The sequence below is a fragment of the Mycobacterium sp. OTB74 genome, from assembly GCF_029892685.1.
Classification (GTDB): Bacteria; Actinomycetota; Actinomycetes; order Mycobacteriales; family Mycobacteriaceae; genus Mycobacterium.
In genome coordinates this window covers 519,367-539,175 of sequence record NZ_JARXVD010000001.1, presented here as the reverse complement: position 1 = coordinate 539,175, position 19,809 = coordinate 519,367, and the positions used below count along the sequence as shown (strand labels likewise).

Genomic DNA, 19,809 nt, shown 5'->3' with positions numbered 1-19,809 from the left:
TTCCTCCGCCCAAACGGACATTTGGGCGGAGAAACGGTGAAAAGGCCTAGGTAGCGCTCTTTTTGCGCTCGATGTCGGCCAGCGCCGCGGCCAGCGCGGCCCGCTCGGCCGCCGTGGTTTCCCAGTCCAGCTTGCGGTTCTTGACCACCTTGGCCGGTGCCCCGACCGCGATGGAGAAGTCCGGAATCTCACCCTTGACCACCGCGTGGGCACCCAGCACGCAGCCACGGCCGACGCTGGTGTTGCGCAGCACCGTCACCTTCGCAGCGATCCAGGTGTCGGGGCCGATGCGCACCGGACCTTTGATGATGCCCTGGTCCTTGATGGGCAGCTCGATGCTGTCCATCTTGTGGTCAAAGTCGCAGACGTAGCACCAATCGGCCATCAGAGCGGACTCACCGAGTTCGATGTCCAGATAGGTGTTGATCACGTTGTCGCGGCCCAGTACCACTTTGTCGCCGATGCGCAGCGAACCTTCATGGCAGCGGATGGTGTTCTTGTCGCCGATGTGGACCCACCGGCCGATTTCCATCTGGGCAAGTTCCGGGGTGCACTGAATCTCGACGCCCTTGCCCAGGAACACCATGCCGCGGGTGATGATGTGCGGGTTGGCCAGCTTGAACTTCAGCAGCCGGAAATAGCGAACCAGGTACCACGGTGTGTAGGCCTTGTTGTCCAGCACCCACTGCAGCGATTCGCGAGTCAGGAAGCGCGCCTGCCGCGAATCGCGCAGCCGCGACCCCCGCCATCGTTTGTGAATCGGTGCGCCCCACATCGTCGTCATGGCCGGAAAGCCTACGCGAGGCCAATCGCGGCAACGGATAGTCTCTAGACCCGATGCTTGTACATGGATTGCGCCGACGTGCCGCTGCTGCGGTGGCAGCGGTCACGCTCACCGTCGCCGGCTGTGGCAACACCGATGACTGGGTTCTGGCCCACCCGTCAGACGGCTGGCCGGCTCAGTACGGCAACGCCGCCAACAGCAGTTTCACCGCCCTCTCCGGAGCGAGCACGCTCCGGCAGGACTGGGCCCGGCCGGTCAAAGGCAGCCTGGGCTCACAGGTCATTCTCGGCTCGACCAACTATCTGGCGGTCAATGCCCAGTCGCCGGCCGGCTGCTCGCTGATGGTGTGGCAGAGCGACGAGCACGGCCGCCAACGGTGGTGCACTCGCCTCTGGCAAGGCGGCGCCATGTCCAGTCCGCTGTTCGACGGCTTCGACAATCTTTATGTCGGTCAGCCCGGGGCCATTTTGGCCTTCCCGCCAACCCAGTGGATCCGGTGGCGCAAGCCGGTGATCGGCATGCCGACCACCCCGCGCATTCTGGCTCCCGGCCAGCTGCTGATGGTGACGCACCTGGGCCAGGTTCTGGTTTTCAACGCAAACCGCGGCGACGTCGTCGGGACTCCCCTGGACCTGGTCGGCGGGATTGACCCGACGGATTCCGAACGTGGACTGGCCGATTGCCAACCCGCCCGGGCGGGTTGCCCAATATCGGCCGCGCCGGCGTTCTCCGCGTCGACCGGCATCGTGGTGATCGGCATCTGGCAGCCGGGCGCCGATGCCCCCACCATGCTCGGGTTGCGCTACCGCCCCGGCCAGACGCCATTGCTGAGCCGGGAATGGACCAGTACCGCGGTCGGCGGCGGCCCCATCGCCAGCCCAGTGCTGTCGGCTGACGGGAAGACTGTCTACGTCAATGGCCGCGACCAGCATCTGTGGGCGCTGAATTCGGCCGACGGCAAGGCCAAGTGGTCTATCGACCTGGGCTTTCAGCCGCAGACTCCGCCATCGGTGAGCCCAGACGGGCTGATTGTCGCCGGCGGCGGACCGCACACCAAGCTCACTGCGGTCAGAGACAAGGGCGACCACGGCGAGCAGGCCTGGTCACGTGACGACGTCGAACCATTGACGACATCGACGCGCGCCGGCACCAGCGTGGGGTACGCAGTGGTGCGCGACGGCGATCACGGTCAGGCGCTGCTCGTCTTCGCGCCCGGCGACGGCCATACGCTCAGCAGCTATCCGTTGCCAGGTGCCACCGGTTGGCCGGTTGGGGTGTCAGTGGGTCACGACAAGCGGGTGGTCACCGCCACCAGCGACGGCCAGGTCTACGCGTTCGCGCCGGCCTGAGCTTTCGCGATGTGTGCACGATTTGGGGCGCTGACCGCCCGTTTCGTGCACAAATCGCTAAGCGATCATCGAGTCGATCGGGGCCCGCGGCACCGTCACCTGTAGCGCCCCTGCCGATTCCGGCAGCACCTCACCCTGACTGAAGAAGAAGATCAACGAATCGTTGGTGATGGCGAAGTTCTTGTACGTGGTCGGATCCAGTCCGACACCCGACGGGATCACCACCGGCTGACCGGACTGCTTGACCAGCTCGCTCTGAACCAGCGGCAGGATCACCGGAAATGGTTGTGTACCAGGGGAAAAGAGGTTGTCGATGGTGATCGGCTTGCGCAGCCCCTCGTCCCAGTTGAACGACTTGTAGAACGTCTGCGGGTGCGCCCCGCCGACATCCTGGAAGGTCTTGAACACCACCGACTGGGAGCCCCGCGGCGGCACGGCCGAGCTGTAGGTGGTGGCCGTGGTGTCGAGTTCATAGGGAGTGTCGTGCTGGCCAGATCCCTTGGCAACGTTGACAAAACCGTCCCGGGTTTGGGAGATGTAGTCGAGCATCGCCTTCTGGTCCGGGTACAGCGCCGGGTAACTGATGTTGAGCGCGTAGCCCGGCTGGGTATCGCGGATCTGACACATCTGCTGGCTGTCGACGACACCGCCCATGTCGGAACATTTCGGCGGGGCCGCTAACGCGATAGGGGCCGCAGGCAAGCTGACTGCCCCGACGGCAGCGACCACCGCAGCGAGCACGGGAAGGCGCATCTGGCAGTTTCCTCCGGAACGTGTGGGTGCGGCACCGGCGCGGCACCAGTAGCCAAAAGAATACCTGCGGCACACCACCGGGCCGCACCGTTGCCGGTGAACGGCGGGCGGGCCAACGACGCTAGCGGGACGCCCGGCAGATGAATGCCACGGCACGGCCCACCCTGCCGGTACCGATCCTGGTGATCACCACCGAAAGCGCAGCGCCGGAACGCTTGAGCCGTAACCGCGACCGCAGCGCGTCGGGGTCGACGTCGACGCCGCGCACCAGGATTTCCACCGCCGCCGCCTCGCGCGACGACAAGGCCTGACGCAGCCGCTTCTCGTTGTACGGCAGCTCTTCGAGAACTTCGAATCCTCTTACCCCACTGGGTAATTCATCGCCGGACAGGTAGGCGATGTCCGGGTCCAGTTGCCACAGGCCGTGTCGGCCAGCGTAGTGCCGCACCAGTCCTGCCCGCACCACCGCGCCGTCGGGGTCGACGATCCACCGACCCGCCGGCGCCGTCGGGCAGTCGTCGGGGTCGGCGTCGGTGAGCTCTTCGGCCGGTTGCCCCGAGTGGTCCAGCACCGTGGCGCGCCGACGCACGCCCGGTTCGGTCAATCCCGGTGACCACAGGCAGGCTTCGCGGACGCTGCCCGCCAACGAGGTGATCTGCACCTCTCCGGCGAAGCCCGCCTCGTCCAGGTACGCGAAATCGATTCCAGGAGCGCACTTTACGACGAGATCGCGGTCCGCGTACACCTGCAACAACGCGTCCAGCGGCGGCACGTAGTCACGGGGATCGAAACGACGCCGCCCGGAACTGCGGCGCGCCGGATCGACGACCACCACAGTGCCGCGGGTGACCGGCCGTAACGCGTCTGCCCGGCATAGCAGCACCCCGTCGCCGAGGTTGTGCCGCGCCATGGCCAACCGCACCGCGTCGATGTCGCTGCCGATTACCTCGGACGCCGAATCGCGCAGGGCCGCAAGCTCGGTACCGATCGAGCAGGTCACGTCGTGCACCACCGTGCCGGCCAGCCGACGCGCTCGGTGCGCGGCCACCGGAGCGGCGGTGGCCTGCTGCACGGCGTCGTCGGTGAACAGCCAGTCCCCGCCATCAGGGAGCTTGGCCACTGCCCGGCGGCGCAGCAACACGGTCTCCACCAGGATCGCTGCGCGCTCGCCGAAATGCGAACGCGCCCAAGCGATATCGGCAACCTTAGTGGCGTCGGAGAACGTCCGTGCGGACACCTCCGACAGCGCCTCCCGACCGGGTCCGGTCAGGTAGGCGACGTCGTCGAGCGTGAAGGCAACAGCCAACTTACGAGGGCTTGACCCCGGTCATCATTACGTTGTAGAACCAGCCCTTGGGCACGATGTGCCGCCAGATATTGGCATCGACCCAGCTCAGCGTGGTCCAACCGCCGAAGGCGAACTTGGCCCAGCTCCAGCCGAGCTTGCCCGGGGGCACGGTCGACTCGAAGGTACGCACCGGCCAGCCCAGCATGGCGGCGGTGAATTCCTCACTGGCAGTGGCAACTTCGACCGCACCGGCGTTGGTCGCCATGCGCTCCAGGTCGGCGGGCTCGAAGGTATGCAGGTCGACGATCCATTCCAGCGCCGCAGCGCGGGAGTTCTCGTCAAGTTCCTCCTGCGGCCGCCGCCACGACTCCAGCCCGGGCAGCTTCATGGCCGCGACGGTGGTCTTCCACGTCAGGTCGGCTAGACGACGGGCGTAGAAGTTGCCGACCGTGGTCGGCTCGCCGGCGAAGATGAACCGGCCACCGGGCTTGAGCACCCGGACCACCTCGCGCAGCGACAGCTCGACGTCGGGGATGTGGTGCAGCACCGCATGACCGACCACCAGGTCAAAGGTGTTGTCCTCGTAGGGGATGCCCTCGGCGTCGGCGACCCGGCCGTCTACGTCCAGACCCAGTGCCTGGCCGTTGCGGGTAGCCACCTTGACCATGCCCGGCGACAGGTCGGTGACCGAGCCACGACGGGCCACGCCGGACTGGATGAGGTTCAGCAGGAAGAAGCCGGTGCCACAGCCCAGCTCCAGGGCGCGGTCGTAGGGCAGCTCGCGCTGGACCTCGTCGGGCACGATGGCATCGAAGCGGCCACGGGCGTAGTCGATGCACCGCTGGTCGTACGAGATGGACCACTTGTCGTCGTAGCTCTCGGCTTCCCAGTCGTGGTAAAGGATCTGAGCCAGCTTGGTGTCGTGGCGCGCCGCCTCGACCTGCTCGGCGGTCGCGTGCGGGTTGGGAGCCTGGTCAACAATCGCCGCCGGAGCGGCTTCGGACGTGTGGTCGGTACTCGTCATGCAGGTCAGCCTAACCGGCTGTCCATCCGGGGTTCACACCCGAGGTTCAGAGCGAGACGAATGCCGCTTTGGCAGCGGCGAGCGCGTCCGCCGGCATGTCCAGGAACCGCCCCGCCCATGCGCGGGCCTTGTCGTAGACATGGTCGGGAGCAACGAGTTCGTCGACCAGGCCCAGCGCCAACGCCTCGTCCGCGCCGACGAACCGGCCGCTGAACACCAGGTCTTTGGCCCGGCTGTTCCCGACGGCCGCCGCCAGGCGCACCGCGGCGCCCTCGGCCGGGGCCCGGCCGGACAGAATCTCGGTCGAGCCGACCTTCACGTTGTCACCGCTGATCCGCCAGTCGGCAGCCAATGCCAGGGTCAGACCACTGCCCAGCGCGTAGCCGGTGACGGCCGCGACGGTCGGGCGCCCGATGGCGGCCACCGCGTCGACCGCGGCGCGGCAGACGGCCCCGGCCACGCGCGCCTCGGCGGCGTCCAAGGTGCGGGTCTCTCGGTCGTCGTCACCGGTGCTGAACACCTCGTGACCGCCGTACAGGATGATCGCCGCGACGTCGTCGCGTCTGCTCAGCTCATCGGCGGCAGCGACGATCTCCCGGCACATCTGCCGGGTCAGGGCGTTGCGCGGTGGCCGCGCCAGCAGCAGCGTGCCGACCCCGTCGGTGACGTGTACCTGGACGAACTCCCCGATGTTCATCACGGCGCCCGGTGGTTTCGGGCGGCGTTGTACCGGTCGCTGTCGAAGAACTCGATTTCCCAGTTGCCCTGGTCCTCGGTCAACCGGGGGGTCACTGCGACGATCTTGCGGTCGACGGCCAGCACCTCCTCGACGGTCCGGCCGTTCAGGGAGTCCAGTTGCGTCCAGGTCGGCGGCAGCAGGAACGACTGGCCTTGTTCGAACTCGTCGAGCGCAGCCTGCGGCGCCGACCACCCGGCCTTGTCGCTTTCGGTGTTGTCCCCATCGGCGCGCTGACCCGCGGGCAATGCGCCGACGAAGAAGAAGGTGTCGTAGCGGCGGCTGCGCTCCTCTTTCGGCGTCACCCAGTTGGCCCACGGTCGGAGCAGGTCGGCTCGCAACACCAGGTTCTCGCCGGCCAGGAACTCGCCGAAGGACAGTTCGCGGCTCTCCAACGCGGCGCGCGCGTCGCGGTACTTCGATGCATCGGACACGATGCCCTCGGGTTCACCCGCCGGCCCGGCGAACAGCACGCCGGATTCCTCGAAGGTCTCCCGAGCCGCCGCGCACACCAGCGCACCGGCCAGCACGGGGTCGACACCGAACTTCCCGGCCCACCAGTCGCGGTCGGGGCCGGCCCAGGCGATATCGGCGTCCCGGTCACGTTCGTCCACCCCACCACCGGGGAACACCGTCACGCCGGCGACGAATTGCATGGACTGCACGCGCCGCATCAGGAACACCTCGATGCTCTGCGCAGCGTCGCGCACCAGCATCACAGTGGCCGCCGGCCGGGGCGGCAATGGTTGAATCGCCGGCCCCGCCGGCGACGGTTGAATCGCCGGCCCCGCCGGCAGCGGGTCTACTGCTTCGTTCATATTCGCCTCCTATGCGCCGCGCGGCTTCGAGTCCGACGGGCGAAGTAGCGCCCTTCGAGGTGGTCCAGCGCTATCGACTGGCCGAATGCCGTCGACAAGTTCTCTGCAGTTAACACGTCGGACAGCAGACCGGAAGCCACCACCTGCCCTTCGGAGAGCAGCAGGCAGTGGGTAAAGCCCTCCGGGATCTCTTCGACGTGGTGGGTGACCAGCACCGTCGCCGGCGCATCCGGATCGGCGGCCAGGTCGGCCAACCGCGCCACCAACTCCTCGCGGCCGCCGAGATCCAGTCCGGCCGCCGGTTCGTCGAGCAACAGCAATTCGGGGTCGGTCATCAGTGACCGCGCGATCAGCACCCGCTTGCGCTCCCCCTCGGACAGGGTGCCGTAGACCCGGTCGGCCAGGTGCTCGGCACCGATGCTCTCCAGAGTGTCGACGGCCTGGTGGTAGTCGACGTCGTCGTACTTTTCGCGCCACCTGCCCAGCACCGCGTACCCAGCCGAAACCACCAGATCCCGGACCAGCTCGTCCTCTGGAATCCGTTGGGACAGAGCCGAACTGCTCAACCCGATGCGGGACCGCAACTCGGACATGTCGGTGCGGCCCAGCCGTTCGGACAACACGAATGCCTTGCCCGACGAGGGGTGCTCCACGGCCGCGGCTATCCGCAAAAGTGAAGTCTTGCCGGCTCCGTTGGGTCCGATCACCACCCAGCGTTCGTCAAGTTCAACCGACCAACTGACCGGGCCGACCAGGGTGGCGCCACCGCGGCGCAAAGTGACCCGCTTGAAATCGATCAGCAGGTCGGGGTCGGGCTCAACGTCGTGTTCTGCGGGGGAATCGCGGGGGGCGCCGGGCACTCGCTCATCGTAGTCACGGCCGGTCCGCCCACCCGGTCGCCCACCACCTGTGCCCACCCGCTGGCCGCCAACCAACGGCGGGGAGTGCAGCGCAACATCAGTTGCACCAGCGGCCCGATCCCCATGGCGTACACCACGGTTCCGACTCCGACGGTGCCACCCAACAGCCAGCCGACCGACAGCACCGTGGTCTCGATGCCGGTGCGCACCAGGCGGACCGACCATCCGGTACGAGCCACCAGACCGGTCATCAAACCGTCCCGCGGACCCGGCCCCATGCCGGCCCCGATGTACAGCACGGTGCTCAGCGCATTGAGCACCACCGCACCGACCATCATCGCCGCCCGCACCGGCAGCGACCCGGGATGCGGCAGCACCGCCAGACCCGCATCAACGGTGACCGCGATGACGATGACATTGGCGACGGTGCCGACGCCGGGTCGGTTGCGCAGCGGGATCCAGCCCAGTAGCACGACCGCGCCGACGATGGCCGACACGGTTCCGATGGTCAGACCGGTACGACCGGCCAGCCCCTGGTGGAAGACGTCCCACGGATCGAGGCCGAGCCCGACACGCACCATCAAGGCCATCGACAGTCCGTACCCGCTCAGCCCGACCAGTAATGCCACGCTGCGGCCCGGGGTGACTCCGAGCTGGGCCAATTTCGAGGTCCAGTTTCTCAACATGGAGCGATTAAAGCGGCCAAGTGGCTTGTATATCCATATCCAGTTCGACCAAACTGGCATCTATGTCCGAGGACATCAGTGACCGAAAGCTCAATGTGGACCTACTGGCCCGCGAACTGGGCCAGTGGCGTACCGCCAACAGCAGTGGGCCCGCCTATCTCGGCCTGGCCAGCGGACTGCGGCTGCTGGTGGTCGACGGCCGGGTCCCGGTCGGCGCTCAGCTGCCCAGCGAACGCGCCCTGGCCGACGCCCTGCGGGTGTCGCGAACCACCGTCACCGCCGCCTACACCCAACTACGCGACGACGGCTACCTGCAGGCCCGCCGCGGGGCCCGCAGCACCACGTCCCTTCCGCTGAACGAGCACGCCCACGATCACCCGGTTTCCGCGCCGCTGAGCCTGGCCGAGGCGGCGCTGTCCGCACCGGCGGCCGCGACGATGGAGGCATTCACCCACGCCGCGCGGCAGGTTGCACCGCACCTGCACGAGATCGGCATCGAGTTGACCGGCGTCCTCGAACTTCGTCAGGCCATTGCCGAAAGATATTGCGCCAGAGGGCTTCCCACCGAACCCGACGAGATCATGGTAACCAGCGGGGCACTGCACGGGATCGGCCTGATCCTGGCCACCTACACCCAGCCGGGCGACCGGGTGCTCACCGAACAACCGACGTATCACGGCGCCATCGCCGCGATCGCGGCCGCTGGGGCGCGCCTGGTTCCGGTGGGTATGACCGAGGACGGCTGGGAACTGGACGCCGCGCAGTCAGCACTTCGCCAACTGGCACCGTCGCTGGCCTACCTCATCGTCGACAACCACAACCCGACCGGCCTGAGCCTGCCGGCGGCCGGACGCGAACGGTTGGCACAGGTCATCACCGAGACGCGGACCCGGACCGTCATCGACGAGACCATGTGCGACCTCTGGCTCGACCAGCCGCTACCGCCGCCGCTGGCGGCTTACCTGCGGAGCCGTAAAGACCTGGTGATCACCGTCGGCTCGGTGTCGAAGTCGTTCTGGGGTGGGTTGCGCGTCGGCTGGATCAGGGCCGAGCGGTCCACACTGGCCTCCATCGCGGCGGTACGACCCTCCGTCGACATGGGCACTGCCATCATCGATCAACTGGCCTCGGCGTACCTGCTATCCCGGGCCGACGAACTGCTTCCGGAGCGCCGCGAGCTGTTGCTGGCGCGTCGCAGTCTGGTCAAATCGCTTCTGCAGGAACAGCTTCCGGACTGGACTGCCGGGCCCGGGCTGGGCGGCATGTCGCTGTGGATGCGGTTGCCCGTGCCGATGAGTTCGGCGCTATCGGCCGCCGCCTCCCGGCTGGGGCTGGTGATTCCGGCCGGACCGCGGTTCGGGGTCGACGGCACCCTCGAGCGATTCATCCGGGTGCCCTACACCCAGCCCGAGGACCGTCTCCACGAATCGATAGAGGTGCTGGCTCAGGCTTGGCGCAGTGTCACCGGCGTCGGCGCGCCCGAGGCCCGTGCTCTGGTGGTGTAGCTACTGGTTGCTCTGGATCATCCCGATGCAGGTGCCCATGTGCTGCGGGGTGCACGGAATGCCGTTCACCGACTGCATTCCCCCGGCACCGGGCATCTGGGTGATCTGAGCACCGTGACCCGCACTGGTTTGCGGGTTTACAGACTGCGGCCCATTGCTTGACTGTCCGCTCACGCACACACCGTCGAAATGGCTGGCCACTGTGCCGTAAGGGCAGGCAAATGCCGGGGCAGCGGCGGACAACGACACAACCGATAGCGGACCCATGACCAATGCGACCGCAGAACCACCGATCAGAACCGCACGCTTCACGTCACCATCTCCCAGATCGTCAGCAAACCTCTCTCGTACCACTGTAACCCGTGGTATCGCGCGGTCGACCCCGTCGCCGATCAGTTCTCGGGAATCTCGACCCGCCGGACCCCGCCGTCAGCGGCATCTGCAGCCTCGATCTCGGCACGGGTGAAACCCAGGATGAACAGCACGGTGTCCAAATACGGGTGACTCAACGAGGCATCAGCCACAGCGCGCAATGCGGGCTTTGCATTGAAGGCCACGCCGAGTCCGGCCGCGGACAGCATGTCGATGTCGTTGGCACCGTCGCCGACAGCCACCGTCTGATCCATCGGTACGCCGGCCTGAGTGGCGAAGTCGCGCAATGCCTTTGCCTTGCCCGGCCGGTCCACGATCGGCCCGGTGACCCGGCCGGTCAGCTTGCCGTCGACGATCTCCAGGTGGTTGGCCGCCACGAAGTCCAGCATCAGTTCCTCGGCCAACGGTTCGATCACCTGCCGGAACCCACCGGAGACCACTCCGCAGTGGTAGCCGAGGCGCCGCAGAGTGCGCAGCGTGGTCCGAGCGCCAGGGGTCAGCTCGAGCTGATCGGCGACCTCGTCTACTACCTCGGCGGGCAGACCCTCCAGAGTTGCAACCCGCTCCCGCAGCGACTCTTCGAAATCCAACTCGCCGCGCATTGCAGCTTCGGTGATAGCGGCAACCTTCTCCGCGGCACCGGCCCGTGCGGCCAGCATCTCGATGACCTCGCCCTGGATCAGCGTCGAGTCGACGTCGAACACGATGAGTCTCTTGGCCCGACGGGCCAGGCTGTAATCCTCGAGCGCGATGTCAACGCGCTCGTCAGCCGCGACTCGGGCCAGCGCAGCCTGCAGATCGGTATATGCGTCCGCGGACGGCACCGAAACTCGCAGTTCCAGGCCGGTGACCGGATAATCGGACACGCCGCGGATGAAGTCGATGTTCACCCCGAGCTCGGCCATCTCCCGAGCCACCACGGTGAACGCCTCGGCGGTGATGGGCCGCCCCAGCACCACGATGGTGTGGGTCGACGGCTCACGCAGTACCGGCTGATCGTCGCTGCGATCGATGGTGACGTCCAGGCCCAAACCGCGGATGGCCTGCCGGACGTCGTTACGCAACACGTCGTCTTGGACCCCGGGCGGGACCGCGACCAGCACGCCGAGCGTGAGCCGGCCACGTATCACGACCTGTTCGACGTTCAGCAGCTCGACTTTGTGCTCCGAAAGCACGCCGAACAGGGTGGAGGTCACGCCCGGCTGATCGATTCCGGTGACCGTGATCAGGACCGACACCCTCGACGTTTTCGCCGTGGTCATCTTCGTTTCGTCCCCTAACGCAGAACCGCCCGCGCACAGGGCACGGGCGGATCGGCTGATTTGTTAGTGGTGCGACCGGCCGACGTGCGCTTCGTTGCGCATCCGCTCGACCATGTGCGGGTAGTGCAGCTCGAACGCCGGGCGCTCCGAACGGATCCGGGGCAACTCGGTGAAGTTGTGCCGCGGCGGCGGGCAGCTGGTGGCCCACTCCAGGGAGTTGCCGTAGCCCCACGGGTCATCGACCACGACCGGCTCGCCGTAACGCCAGCTCTTGAACACGTTCCAGACGAACGGCAGCGTGGACAGACCCAGGATGAAGGCGCCGATGGTGGAGATGACGTTCAGTGTGGTGAAGCCGTCGGACTCCAGGTAGTCCGCGTACCGACGCGGCATGCCCTGGTCACCCAGCCAGTGCTGCACCAGGAAGGTGGTGTGGAAACCGATGAAGGTCAGCCAGAAGTGCAGCTTGCCCAGGCGCTCGTCCAGCAACCGGCCGGTCATCTTCGGGAACCAGAAGTAGATGCCTGCGTAGGTGGCGAACACGATGGTGCCGAAGAGCACGTAGTGGAAGTGCGCGATGACGAAGTAGCTGTCCGTCACGTGGAAGTCCAGCGGCGGGCTGGCCAGCAGCACACCCGACAGACCACCGAGCAGGAAGGTGATCAGGAAGCCCACCGAGAACAGCATGGGTGTCTCGAAGGTCAACTGCCCCTTCCACATGGTGCCGATCCAGTTGAAGAACTTGATACCGGTGGGGACCGCGATCAGGAACGTCATGAAGGAGAAGAACGGCAGCAGCACTGCGCCGGTGGCGTACATGTGGTGCGCCCACACCGCGACCGACAGGGCGGCGATACTGATGGTGGCGTAGATCAGAGTGGTGTAACCGAAGACCGGCTTGCGGCTGAACACCGGGAAGATCTCCGTCACGATGCCGAAGAACGGCAGCGCGATGATGTACACCTCGGGGTGCCCGAAGAACCAGAACAGGTGCTGCCACAGCAGGACGCCGCCGTTGGCCGGGTCGTAGATGTGCGCACCGAGGTGACGGTCGGCGGCCAGGCCGAACAGCGCCGCGGTCAGCAGCGGGAAGGCCAGCAGCACCAGGATCGAGGTCACCATGATGTTCCAGGTGAAGATCGGCATCCGGAACATGGTCATGCCCGGGGCACGCATGCAGACCACCGTGGTGATCATGTTGACGCCACCGAGGATGGTGCCCAGACCACCGACGGCCAAGCCGACGATCCACAGGTCACCGCCGGCACCCGGCGAGTGGATCGCGTCGGTCAGCGGCGAGTAGGCGGTCCAGCCGAAGTCAGCCGCGCCACCGGGGGTGATGAAGCCCGCGAGGGCGATGGTCGCGCCGAACAGGAACAGCCAGAACGAGAACGCGTTCAGTCGCGGGAACGCGACGTCCGGTGCACCGATCTGCAGCGGCAGGACCAGGTTGGCGAAGCCGAACACGATCGGGGTGGCGTAGAACAGCAGCATCACTGTGCCGTGCATGGTGAACAGCTGGTTGAACTGCTCGTTGGACAGGAACTGCAGCCCCGGCATGGCCAGCTCGGTGCGCATGAACAGCGCCATCAAGCCGCCGATGAAGAAGAAGATGAAGCAGGCGACGCAGTACATGATGCCGATCAGCTTGTGATCGGTGGTGGTCACCAGGTTGTAGATCAGATTGCCCTTGGGGCCCATCCGCTCCGGGAAGGGACGCCGTGCCTCGAGTTCTCCAATTGGGGGCGCTTCGGCTACCACCAGTTCCTCCAAATGTTCTGCACGAATATTCGGGCATTCGGGGCATCCCGACTGCTGTATGCGGTGATCTTATCCTCCATCGGCACGCGACGCGGCGAGGGTCCTACAAACTGTCGTAATTGGTGGGGTTCACCGGAATAACCGACGGCCGCCACGGCGCCTCGAGCTATCCACGGGCCGCGAATGTTACCGTCGGCGACGTGCAGTTTCCGCCCTCTCGCACCCCTCGCATCCGGCTTGTCGCGTCGGGCGCCGCGGTCATGGCCGCAGTCGCCGTAACGGTGCTCACCGGTTGCTCGGGCGACCCCGACAGTGCGTCCTCCAAGGGCGCGGCACCGATCACCAGCATCACCCAGATCGCCACTGCGGGCGTCCTCGGTAATCAGCGCCGGCCCGATGACTCGTGTGCTCCGGACCCGGCGGCGCTCGACCCCGACCTGATTAGCGGCTCAGCCGCTGGCGGTCCGACCACCCGGGAGGTGCACCATACCGCCGGGACCACCGAAGTGAAGGCCGACCCGCAGCGGATTGTCGCGCTCTCCGCCGATGCCCTGGACACGCTGTGTGCACTCGGACTGCAGTCGCGCGTCGTCGCCGCGGCCGTACCCAAGGGCGCCGCGGCTCAGCCTTCCTATCTGGGCACCGTCGTGCACAATGTGCCGGTCGTCGGCTCGCGCGAAACTCCTGACACCGCGGCCATCAAGGCCACCAACCCGGATCTGATCCTCGGTTCTGCGGCACTGACACCCGACGCCTTCGGCGCGTTGTCGGCGATCGCGCCGACGGTGTTCACCGGGCCTGCCGGAGCGCAGTGGCAGGACAACCTGCGGACTGTGGGCGCGGCCACCGGCCGCAACGGGGCGGCCGGCGCCCTGATCGACGGGTTCAACGCTGACGCCACCAAAGTCAGCGCCCAGAACGACGCGAACCATTTCCAGGTGTCAGTGGTCCAGCTGACCGACAGCACCATGCGGGTCTGGGGTGTGAACAACTTCACCGGCAGTGTACTGGCCGCGCTAAAGGCGGATCGCCCTGCGCCCCAACGGTTTACCGACAAGCCCTATCACGAGATCGACATCTCGAAGGTGGGTCCCGGCACCGATTTTTCAACTGCTGACGGCGACATCGTCTACATGTCGTTCGACTCGCCCGCCGCCAAGGATCGGGGCGAGGCACTGCTGGACAGCCCGGCCTGGAAGAAGCTGGCCGCCACCCGGGACAACCGGGTGTTCGTGGTGAACAACGAGGTGTGGCAGAGCGGCCAGGGCATCGTCGCGGCCCGCGGCATGCTCGATGACCTGCATTGGCTGAACGCGCCGATCAACTAGTCTCAACACTCGTGTTTCACGTCCTGAATATCACCTACACCCAGCCTCTCGAGGTCGTCGACCAAGCGCGTCCCGCGCATCTGGAATGGCTCGGCAACCTGGTCGACAAAGGCCGGATTCTGCTGGCCGGCCGGTTGGAATCGCAGGGCGGCGCGGTGCTCATCGCCTCGGACATGTCCGTTGCGGAGGCCGACGCGCTGACCGCGAGCGATCCGTACGTTGCAGCCGGGGTGGCCAGCTACCAGCGGGTCAGCTTCAACGCCGGTTTCCGTGCTGCCGGCCTGTGAGCTGAATCGGAGCCACTTCACAGCCAGTCACAACGGAACCCGGGACTAGTTCGGGCCGATTCGCTGTTGATTGTTCACGGGCAACGTCGCGCCCAGTTCATTAACTTCGCTAATGTTTTTGGCGAGCGAACGCGCAATTCTCCACGCAAGAAGAGAACCAAGAGGACACCAAAGCTATGACGACCACCGTTTCCGCCTACGCCGCGACGTCAGCGACCAGCCCGCTGACCAAGACCACCATCGAGCGCCGCGAGGTCGGTCCGCATGACGTCGCCTTCAACATCAAGTTCGCAGGTATCTGTCATTCCGACATCCACACCGTCAAGTCCGAGTGGGGTCCCGCCAACTACCCCGTAGTACCCGGCCATGAGATCGCCGGTGTGGTCACCGCGGTCGGCTCGGAGGTGACCAAGTACAAGGTCGGCGACCACGTCGGCGTGGGCTGCTTCATCGACTCCTGCCGCGAATGCGACAACTGCCAGGCCGGTCTGCAGCAGTACTGCACCGGCGACTTCGGCATGCACGGCACCTACAACTCCACCGAACGCGATGGCACCCCGACCTTCGGCGGTTACAGCACCGCCATCGTCGTCGACGAGAACTACGTGCTGCGCATCCCGGACAGCATCCCGCTGGACAAGGCCGCTCCCCTGCTGTGCGCCGGCATCACCCTGTTCTCGCCGCTGCGGCACTGGAACGCCGGCCCCGGCAAGCAGGTCGCGATCATCGGCCTGGGCGGGCTCGGCCACATGGGCGTCAAGCTGGCCCACGCGATGGGTGCACATGTCACGGTGCTGAGCCAGTCGCTGAAAAAGATGGAAGACGGCCTGAGCCTCGGCGCAGACGAGTACTACGCCACCTCCGACCGGGACACCTTCACCAAGCTCGCGGGCAAGTTCGACCTGATCCTCAACACCGTCTCAGCCAACCTCCCGATGGGCGCCTATCTGGGACTGCTGAAGGTCGACGGCACCCTGGTCGAGCTGGGCATCCCCGAGCACCCGCTCGAGGTTCCGGCCTTCCCGTTGGCCGGCGGGCGCCGCAGCATCTCGGGCTCCATGATCGGCGGCATCCCGGAGACCCAGGAGATGCTGGACTTCTGCGCCGAGCATGACGTGACCCCGGAGATCGAGGTCATCGAAGCCTCCTACGTCAATGAGGCGTATGAGCGGGTGGTCGCCAGTGATGTGCGGTACCGGTTTGTGATCGACGCCTCGACCATCTGATTCGACTGGCGTTCAACAATATTGGCGGCCGTCGGGTCGGCCCGGGCTTTCCGGTGCTGACCTGACGGCCGCCAATTGCGTTACCGCACGGCATCAAGCACCCCACCAACATCCGGAACAATCGTTGTGTGGCCGACGATCCGATCGAAGTCCTGCGACGCTGGGAGCTAGCGGGCGGCTTGTGGCGGGTCATCGGGCGCCGCGGGCACGACGTGACCATCGGACTGTTCCAGTGCGACGGCGGTGAACAGGTCGATGTACTGCGCTCCGACGACGCAACGCTGAGTGCCTATGTCGGTAACCGGGGGTCAAACTTCGACTGAACCGGGATTGCCCGATCAGCGCCCGAAGGCGACTGGGAGTTCGCTGAAAGATGCACTCGTTCAGTGCCCGTGGCCGGCGCCACCGCTTTGGCCACCCGCCCCAGCACCGCTACCACCCGTATCGGCCGAATGTCCGCTGCCCTGCTGGGGCGGAGAGGAGCACTGACCGTCAATGACAATCTGCCCCGGTTCGCACACGATCGTGTTGTCCGCCAACGCCGCTGGAGCTCCACTCGTCAATGCCACCGCGCACAGCGCGCCGACCGCGAAAAGACGTGCGTGCAATGTGGCTACCACCATGGTCATCCTGTCCTCGACGCGTCGGGCCTAAGGCTACCGCCGAATCCCGACGTGTGCGGCTCGTTGAGCAGCCTCCAAAGTCGACTGGGTGGCCCACATGTGAACTACTGATGCGGGCCGTGGCGACGCTGCGGCAGAGGGAGCTTTGACAAAGTATACGTTCAGGGGTACTTATGAGGTGGTGGACGCATCCGCAAATGCGCCCCGTTGCCCATGCATCTGATCCGAAGGAGGGCGAGATCGTCTCTCGGAGAATCGATGTCATCCAGCGACATACCTCCAACGTGGAGTCGCCGTGGCGGTAACCCAGTCGTACATCGACGGGCATACCGTCACCTCGCCATCGAGCTACGACAACATCAACCCGTCGACTGGTGAGACGTTGGGCCCGGTCGGTCGCGGCGGTGCCGACGAGGTCGACCAGGCGGCGCAGGCCGCACAGGCGGCCCTGCGCGGCTGGCAGCGGACCGCGCCGGCTGAGCGCTCGACCATTCTGAGCGCGATCGCCGACCGGATCGACCAGCACCGCGAACACCTTGCCCGGCTGGAATCCGAGGACACCGGCAAGCCCTTGAGCCAGGCCCGCAGCGACGCCGTCGTCGCGGCCCGGTATTTCCGTTTCTACGCCCACGCGATCGACACCTATTACGGGCAGTCGATCCCGCTTACCCCTGACTTGCATGTGTACACGCGGCGCGAGCCGCTGGGGGTCACCGGTCACGTTGTCGCGTGGAACTATCCGATGCAGTTGCTGTCGCGCGCGGTAGCACCGGCAATCGCCACCGGCAACGCCACCGTGGTCAAACCTGCCGATGAAACACCGCGCACCGCAGTGGAATTCGCCCGATTAGCGGTCGACGCCGGCTTACCGGCCGGGGTGTTCAACGTGGTAACCGGCATCGGCGCCGAAGCCGGCGCGGCGCTGGCGGCACATCAGGGTGTGGCCGCCATCGGTTTCGTCGGCTCCACCCAGGTCGGTTCACAAATCGCGCACGCGGCGGCCGACCGCGTGGTACCGGCCGTGTTGGAGTTGGGCGGCAAGTCACCCCAGCTCGTCTTTCCAGATGCAGACCTGACCCGCGCGGCGGATTTCATCTGCAAAGCAATCCTGCAGAACGCCGGGCAGACGTGCTCTGCAGGTTCGCGCCTGCTGGTGCATGCGGCTGTCCACGACGAACTCGTCGCAATGGTCATCGACCGGTTCAGCCGGGTTCGCATCGGTCCCGGCCTCGACGATCTCGATCTTGGACCGCTGATCTCCCACAAACAACAGGCCCGGGTGCAACAGTTCCTACATGACTGCACGAGTGGTGAAATCCTCTGTGGTGGAACAGTACCCGTCGATGACAAGCTGGCCGGCGGCAGCTACTTCTCCCCTACTCTCATCAATGGGGTCGATCCGACCGCACCGATCGCGCAGGAAGAAATCTTCGGGCCGGTGATCACCGTCAACACCTTCGACGATGAAGACGAGGCTCTCGCGCTGGCCAACGGCACCGACTACGCGCTGCTGGCCGCGGTGTGGACGCGCGACCTGTCCCGCGCCCACCGACTGGCTGCGGACCTTGTCGCCGGGCAGGTCTATGTGAACACCTACGGCGCGGGCGGCGGCGTCGAATTGCCCTTCGGCGGGTTCAAGAAATCAGGCTATGGCCGCGAAAAGGGTTATGAGGCCCTCGATGCCGTCACCGCGACCAAGACCGTCGTGGTGGCCCTCTAGTCGCGACCGCGGCCGACCAAGCAACCACTTCGCCAATGGACCGGAAAGGCAGACCGTGATAGCCCACACTGATGCCAACGGGATTCCAATGAAATCAAGCGGTTAAAGAACATACGGAAGAAGCCATGGATCAACAGACATACGACAAGGGCCGGCAGATCCGCACTACGGTCCTCGGCGAACAGTACGTGGCGAAGGCTACGGCCAACGTTGATGATTTCAATCAGCCACTGCAGGACTTGGTCACCGAGTACTGCTGGGGTGCAGTGTGGGGCCGGGAGGAACTGCCACTCAAGACACGCAGCATGCTCAACATCGCAATGCTCTCGGTTCTCAACCGGCCCAACGAATTACGCACGCACTTGCGCGGTGCACTAAACAATGGCGTCAGTGTTGAGGAGATCCGCGAAGTCCTGCTTCAGGTCGGTGTGTATGCCGGAATACCCGCCGCGGTAGACAGTTTCCGCATCGCCCGCGAGACCCTCACCGAAGCCGGCGCCCTCGGACAGGATGCACCGTGACGATCGGTTTCATCGGCCTCGGGCACATGGGGTTTCCCATGGCCGCACGGCTCATCGATGCCGGTTTCGAGGTGACCGTCTTTGACACCCGCCCGGACGTCGTCGAGCAGGCCATCGAGTTGGGGGCACACGCGGCGACGTCGGCCAAGGATGTCGCCGACCGGGCGGAAACGGTGCTCGCCAGCCTGCCGTCGCTGCAGGCGTCCATCGACGTTGCCACCGGTGAACACGGCGTTGTCGAGGGCAGTCGGGTGCAGCGGTTCATCGACCTGTCCACCGTGGGAAGTGAAGTGGCGCAACGTATCAACGCCGCGCTGACCAGCCAGGGTATCGCGACCTGGGACGCTCCGGTCAGCGGCGGCGTCACCGGAGCGACCAACGGCACCCTGGCCATCATGGTGTCGGGACCCCAGGCCGACTTCGACACGGTCGAGCCCATACTGGAAACGCTGGGCCGTCCCTTCTATGTCAGCGACAAGCCTGGTGCCGGTCAGACCATGAAGCTGGTCAATAACCTCATGGCGGCGACAGCGCTGGCGGCGACCGCCGAAGTCGTCGTGATGGGCGTCAAGGCGGGCCTGGACCCCCAGGTGATGATCGACGTGCTCAACGCGGGCTCCGGTGGTACCCACGCCAGTCGGGACAAGTTCCCTCGCGCTGTGCTGCCAAGGACTTTCGACTACGGCTTCGCCACCGGACTGATGGTCAAAGACGTCCGGCTCTATCTCGACGAAGCCATGCGGTTGCAGACGCCGAGTCCCATCGCCGCAGCCATTGCCGAACAATGGGAGACGACGCTGCGTGAACAAGGCGCTGAATCGGATTTCACCACAGTGATCAAACCGATCGAATCGGCCGCCGGGGTCATCGTCGACGGCCGCTCCTAGGCGCCCACTGCGGCCACCG

21 protein-coding genes are annotated in these 19,809 nt (G+C 65.9%); 10 read left to right on the top strand and 11 right to left on the bottom strand.

What is annotated here, in order from left to right; all coding sequences use genetic code 11:
- Window positions 1–46 precede the first annotated feature (46 nt).
- On the bottom strand, window positions 47–784 hold the full coding sequence (locus M2432_RS02610) for an acyltransferase (RefSeq protein ID WP_280825167.1): 738 nt from the start codon (window positions 782–784) through the stop codon (window positions 47–49).
- 53 nt (window positions 785–837) lie between these two features.
- On the opposite strand from M2432_RS02610, the gene M2432_RS02605 reads away from it, so the two are divergent.
- Window positions 838–2,133, top strand: a complete 1,296-nt coding sequence (locus M2432_RS02605) for a PQQ-binding-like beta-propeller repeat protein (protein WP_280825166.1) — start codon at window positions 838–840, stop codon at window positions 2,131–2,133.
- A gap of 57 nt (window positions 2,134–2,190) precedes the next feature.
- Here M2432_RS02605 and M2432_RS02600 read toward each other — a convergent pair whose 3' ends face one another.
- From M2432_RS02600 to M2432_RS02570, 7 genes are all read right to left on the bottom strand, one after another.
- Entirely contained in the window at window positions 2,191–2,886 is a 696-nt protein-coding gene (locus M2432_RS02600; protein ID WP_280825165.1) for an esterase, read from the bottom strand.
- A gap of 121 nt (window positions 2,887–3,007) precedes the next feature.
- Window positions 3,008–4,192 (bottom strand): class I SAM-dependent methyltransferase, encoded by a 1,185-nt coding sequence (locus tag M2432_RS02595; protein WP_280825164.1) that lies wholly within the window; start codon window positions 4,190–4,192, stop codon window positions 3,008–3,010.
- Between the two features lies 1 nt (window position 4,193).
- The gene (locus M2432_RS02590) at window positions 4,194–5,198 is read right to left on the bottom strand and encodes a class I SAM-dependent methyltransferase (protein WP_280825163.1); all 1,005 of its coding nucleotides are present in this window, start codon (window positions 5,196–5,198) and stop codon (window positions 4,194–4,196) included.
- 46 nt (window positions 5,199–5,244) lie between these two features.
- A complete protein-coding gene (locus M2432_RS02585) occupies window positions 5,245–5,895 on the bottom strand; it encodes an enoyl-CoA hydratase (RefSeq protein WP_280825162.1) in 651 nt (216 codons plus the stop codon).
- Window positions 5,895–6,650, bottom strand: coding sequence for an NUDIX hydrolase (locus M2432_RS02580; RefSeq protein WP_280825299.1), 756 nt, complete (start codon window positions 6,648–6,650; stop codon window positions 5,895–5,897). Before M2432_RS02580 ends, M2432_RS02585 begins: the two co-directional genes overlap by 1 nt.
- 98 nt (window positions 6,651–6,748) lie before the next feature.
- Window positions 6,749–7,612 carry an ABC transporter ATP-binding protein gene (locus tag M2432_RS02575; RefSeq protein ID WP_280825161.1) on the bottom strand — a complete coding sequence of 288 codons (864 nt, stop codon included), beginning with the start codon at window positions 7,610–7,612 and terminating at the stop codon, window positions 6,749–6,751.
- Window positions 7,549–8,298 carry a hypothetical protein gene (locus tag M2432_RS02570; RefSeq protein WP_280825160.1) on the bottom strand — a complete coding sequence of 250 codons (750 nt, stop codon included), beginning with the start codon at window positions 8,296–8,298 and terminating at the stop codon, window positions 7,549–7,551. Before M2432_RS02570 ends, M2432_RS02575 begins: the two co-directional genes overlap by 64 nt.
- A gap of 62 nt (window positions 8,299–8,360) precedes the next feature.
- Between M2432_RS02570 and M2432_RS02565 the strand changes: the two genes are divergently transcribed.
- A complete protein-coding gene (locus M2432_RS02565) occupies window positions 8,361–9,803 on the top strand; it encodes a PLP-dependent aminotransferase family protein (protein WP_280825159.1) in 1,443 nt (480 codons plus the stop codon).
- Here M2432_RS02565 and M2432_RS02560 read toward each other — a convergent pair whose 3' ends face one another.
- From M2432_RS02560 to ctaD, 3 genes are all read right to left on the bottom strand, one after another.
- Window positions 9,804–10,115 (bottom strand): hypothetical protein, encoded by a 312-nt coding sequence (locus tag M2432_RS02560; protein WP_280825158.1) that lies wholly within the window; start codon window positions 10,113–10,115, stop codon window positions 9,804–9,806.
- A gap of 80 nt (window positions 10,116–10,195) precedes the next feature.
- Window positions 10,196–11,437 carry a phosphoserine phosphatase SerB gene (serB, locus tag M2432_RS02555; RefSeq protein ID WP_280825157.1) on the bottom strand — a complete coding sequence of 414 codons (1,242 nt, stop codon included), beginning with the start codon at window positions 11,435–11,437 and terminating at the stop codon, window positions 10,196–10,198.
- A gap of 63 nt (window positions 11,438–11,500) precedes the next feature.
- Complete coding sequence (gene ctaD / locus M2432_RS02550) at window positions 11,501–13,198, bottom strand: cytochrome c oxidase subunit I (RefSeq protein WP_280825156.1); 1,698 nt, start codon at window positions 13,196–13,198, stop codon at window positions 11,501–11,503.
- Window positions 13,199–13,398: 200 nt separating this feature from the next.
- Between ctaD and M2432_RS02545 the strand changes: the two genes are divergently transcribed.
- From M2432_RS02545 to M2432_RS02510, 8 genes are all read left to right on the top strand, one after another.
- On the top strand, window positions 13,399–14,526 hold the full coding sequence (locus M2432_RS02545; protein ID WP_280825155.1) for an iron-siderophore ABC transporter substrate-binding protein: 1,128 nt from the start codon (window positions 13,399–13,401) through the stop codon (window positions 14,524–14,526).
- 11 nt (window positions 14,527–14,537) lie between these two features.
- Window positions 14,538–14,813 carry a YciI family protein gene (locus M2432_RS02540; RefSeq protein ID WP_280825154.1) on the top strand — a complete coding sequence of 92 codons (276 nt, stop codon included), beginning with the start codon at window positions 14,538–14,540 and terminating at the stop codon, window positions 14,811–14,813.
- Window positions 14,814–14,989: 176 nt separating this feature from the next.
- Window positions 14,990–16,039: an NAD(P)-dependent alcohol dehydrogenase gene (locus M2432_RS02535; protein ID WP_280825153.1), complete on the top strand. Its 1,050-nt coding sequence runs from the start codon at window positions 14,990–14,992 to the stop codon at window positions 16,037–16,039.
- Window positions 16,040–16,167: 128 nt separating this feature from the next.
- Window positions 16,168–16,362: a hypothetical protein gene (locus M2432_RS02530; protein ID WP_280825152.1), complete on the top strand. Its 195-nt coding sequence runs from the start codon at window positions 16,168–16,170 to the stop codon at window positions 16,360–16,362.
- 172 nt (window positions 16,363–16,534) lie between these two features.
- The gene (locus tag M2432_RS02525) at window positions 16,535–16,693 is read left to right on the top strand and encodes a hypothetical protein (RefSeq protein WP_280825151.1); all 159 of its coding nucleotides are present in this window, start codon (window positions 16,535–16,537) and stop codon (window positions 16,691–16,693) included.
- 264 nt (window positions 16,694–16,957) lie between these two features.
- Complete coding sequence (locus M2432_RS02520; protein WP_280825150.1) at window positions 16,958–18,382, top strand: aldehyde dehydrogenase family protein; 1,425 nt, start codon at window positions 16,958–16,960, stop codon at window positions 18,380–18,382.
- 125 nt (window positions 18,383–18,507) lie between these two features.
- Window positions 18,508–18,903: a carboxymuconolactone decarboxylase family protein gene (locus M2432_RS02515; protein ID WP_280825149.1), complete on the top strand. Its 396-nt coding sequence runs from the start codon at window positions 18,508–18,510 to the stop codon at window positions 18,901–18,903.
- Complete coding sequence (locus M2432_RS02510) at window positions 18,900–19,790, top strand: NAD(P)-dependent oxidoreductase (RefSeq protein WP_280825148.1); 891 nt, start codon at window positions 18,900–18,902, stop codon at window positions 19,788–19,790. Before M2432_RS02515 ends, M2432_RS02510 begins: the two co-directional genes overlap by 4 nt.
- Window positions 19,791–19,809 lie beyond the last annotated feature (19 nt).

Coding starts and splice junctions, on each gene's coding strand:
- M2432_RS02525 (WP_280825151.1), top strand. CDS start 16,535: ATGACAATCTGCCCCGGTTCGCACACGATCGTGTTGTCCGCCAACGCC.
- M2432_RS02600 (WP_280825165.1), bottom strand. CDS start 2,886: ATGCGCCTTCCCGTGCTCGCTGCGGTGGTCGCTGCCGTCGGGGCAGTC.
- M2432_RS02610 (WP_280825167.1), bottom strand. CDS start 784: ATGACGACGATGTGGGGCGCACCGATTCACAAACGATGGCGGGGGTCG.
- M2432_RS02535 (WP_280825153.1), top strand. CDS start 14,990: ATGACGACCACCGTTTCCGCCTACGCCGCGACGTCAGCGACCAGCCCG.
- M2432_RS02585 (WP_280825162.1), bottom strand. CDS start 5,895: ATGAACATCGGGGAGTTCGTCCAGGTACACGTCACCGACGGGGTCGGC.
- M2432_RS02565 (WP_280825159.1), top strand. CDS start 8,361: ATGTCCGAGGACATCAGTGACCGAAAGCTCAATGTGGACCTACTGGCC.
- M2432_RS02605 (WP_280825166.1), top strand. CDS start 838: ATGCTTGTACATGGATTGCGCCGACGTGCCGCTGCTGCGGTGGCAGCG.
- serB (WP_280825157.1), bottom strand. CDS start 11,437: ATGACCACGGCGAAAACGTCGAGGGTGTCGGTCCTGATCACGGTCACC.
- M2432_RS02590 (WP_280825163.1), bottom strand. CDS start 5,198: ATGACGAGTACCGACCACACGTCCGAAGCCGCTCCGGCGGCGATTGTT.
- M2432_RS02515 (WP_280825149.1), top strand. CDS start 18,508: ATGGATCAACAGACATACGACAAGGGCCGGCAGATCCGCACTACGGTC.
- M2432_RS02570 (WP_280825160.1), bottom strand. CDS start 8,298: ATGTTGAGAAACTGGACCTCGAAATTGGCCCAGCTCGGAGTCACCCCG.
- M2432_RS02580 (WP_280825299.1), bottom strand. CDS start 6,650: ATGCTGGTGCGCGACGCTGCGCAGAGCATCGAGGTGTTCCTGATGCGG.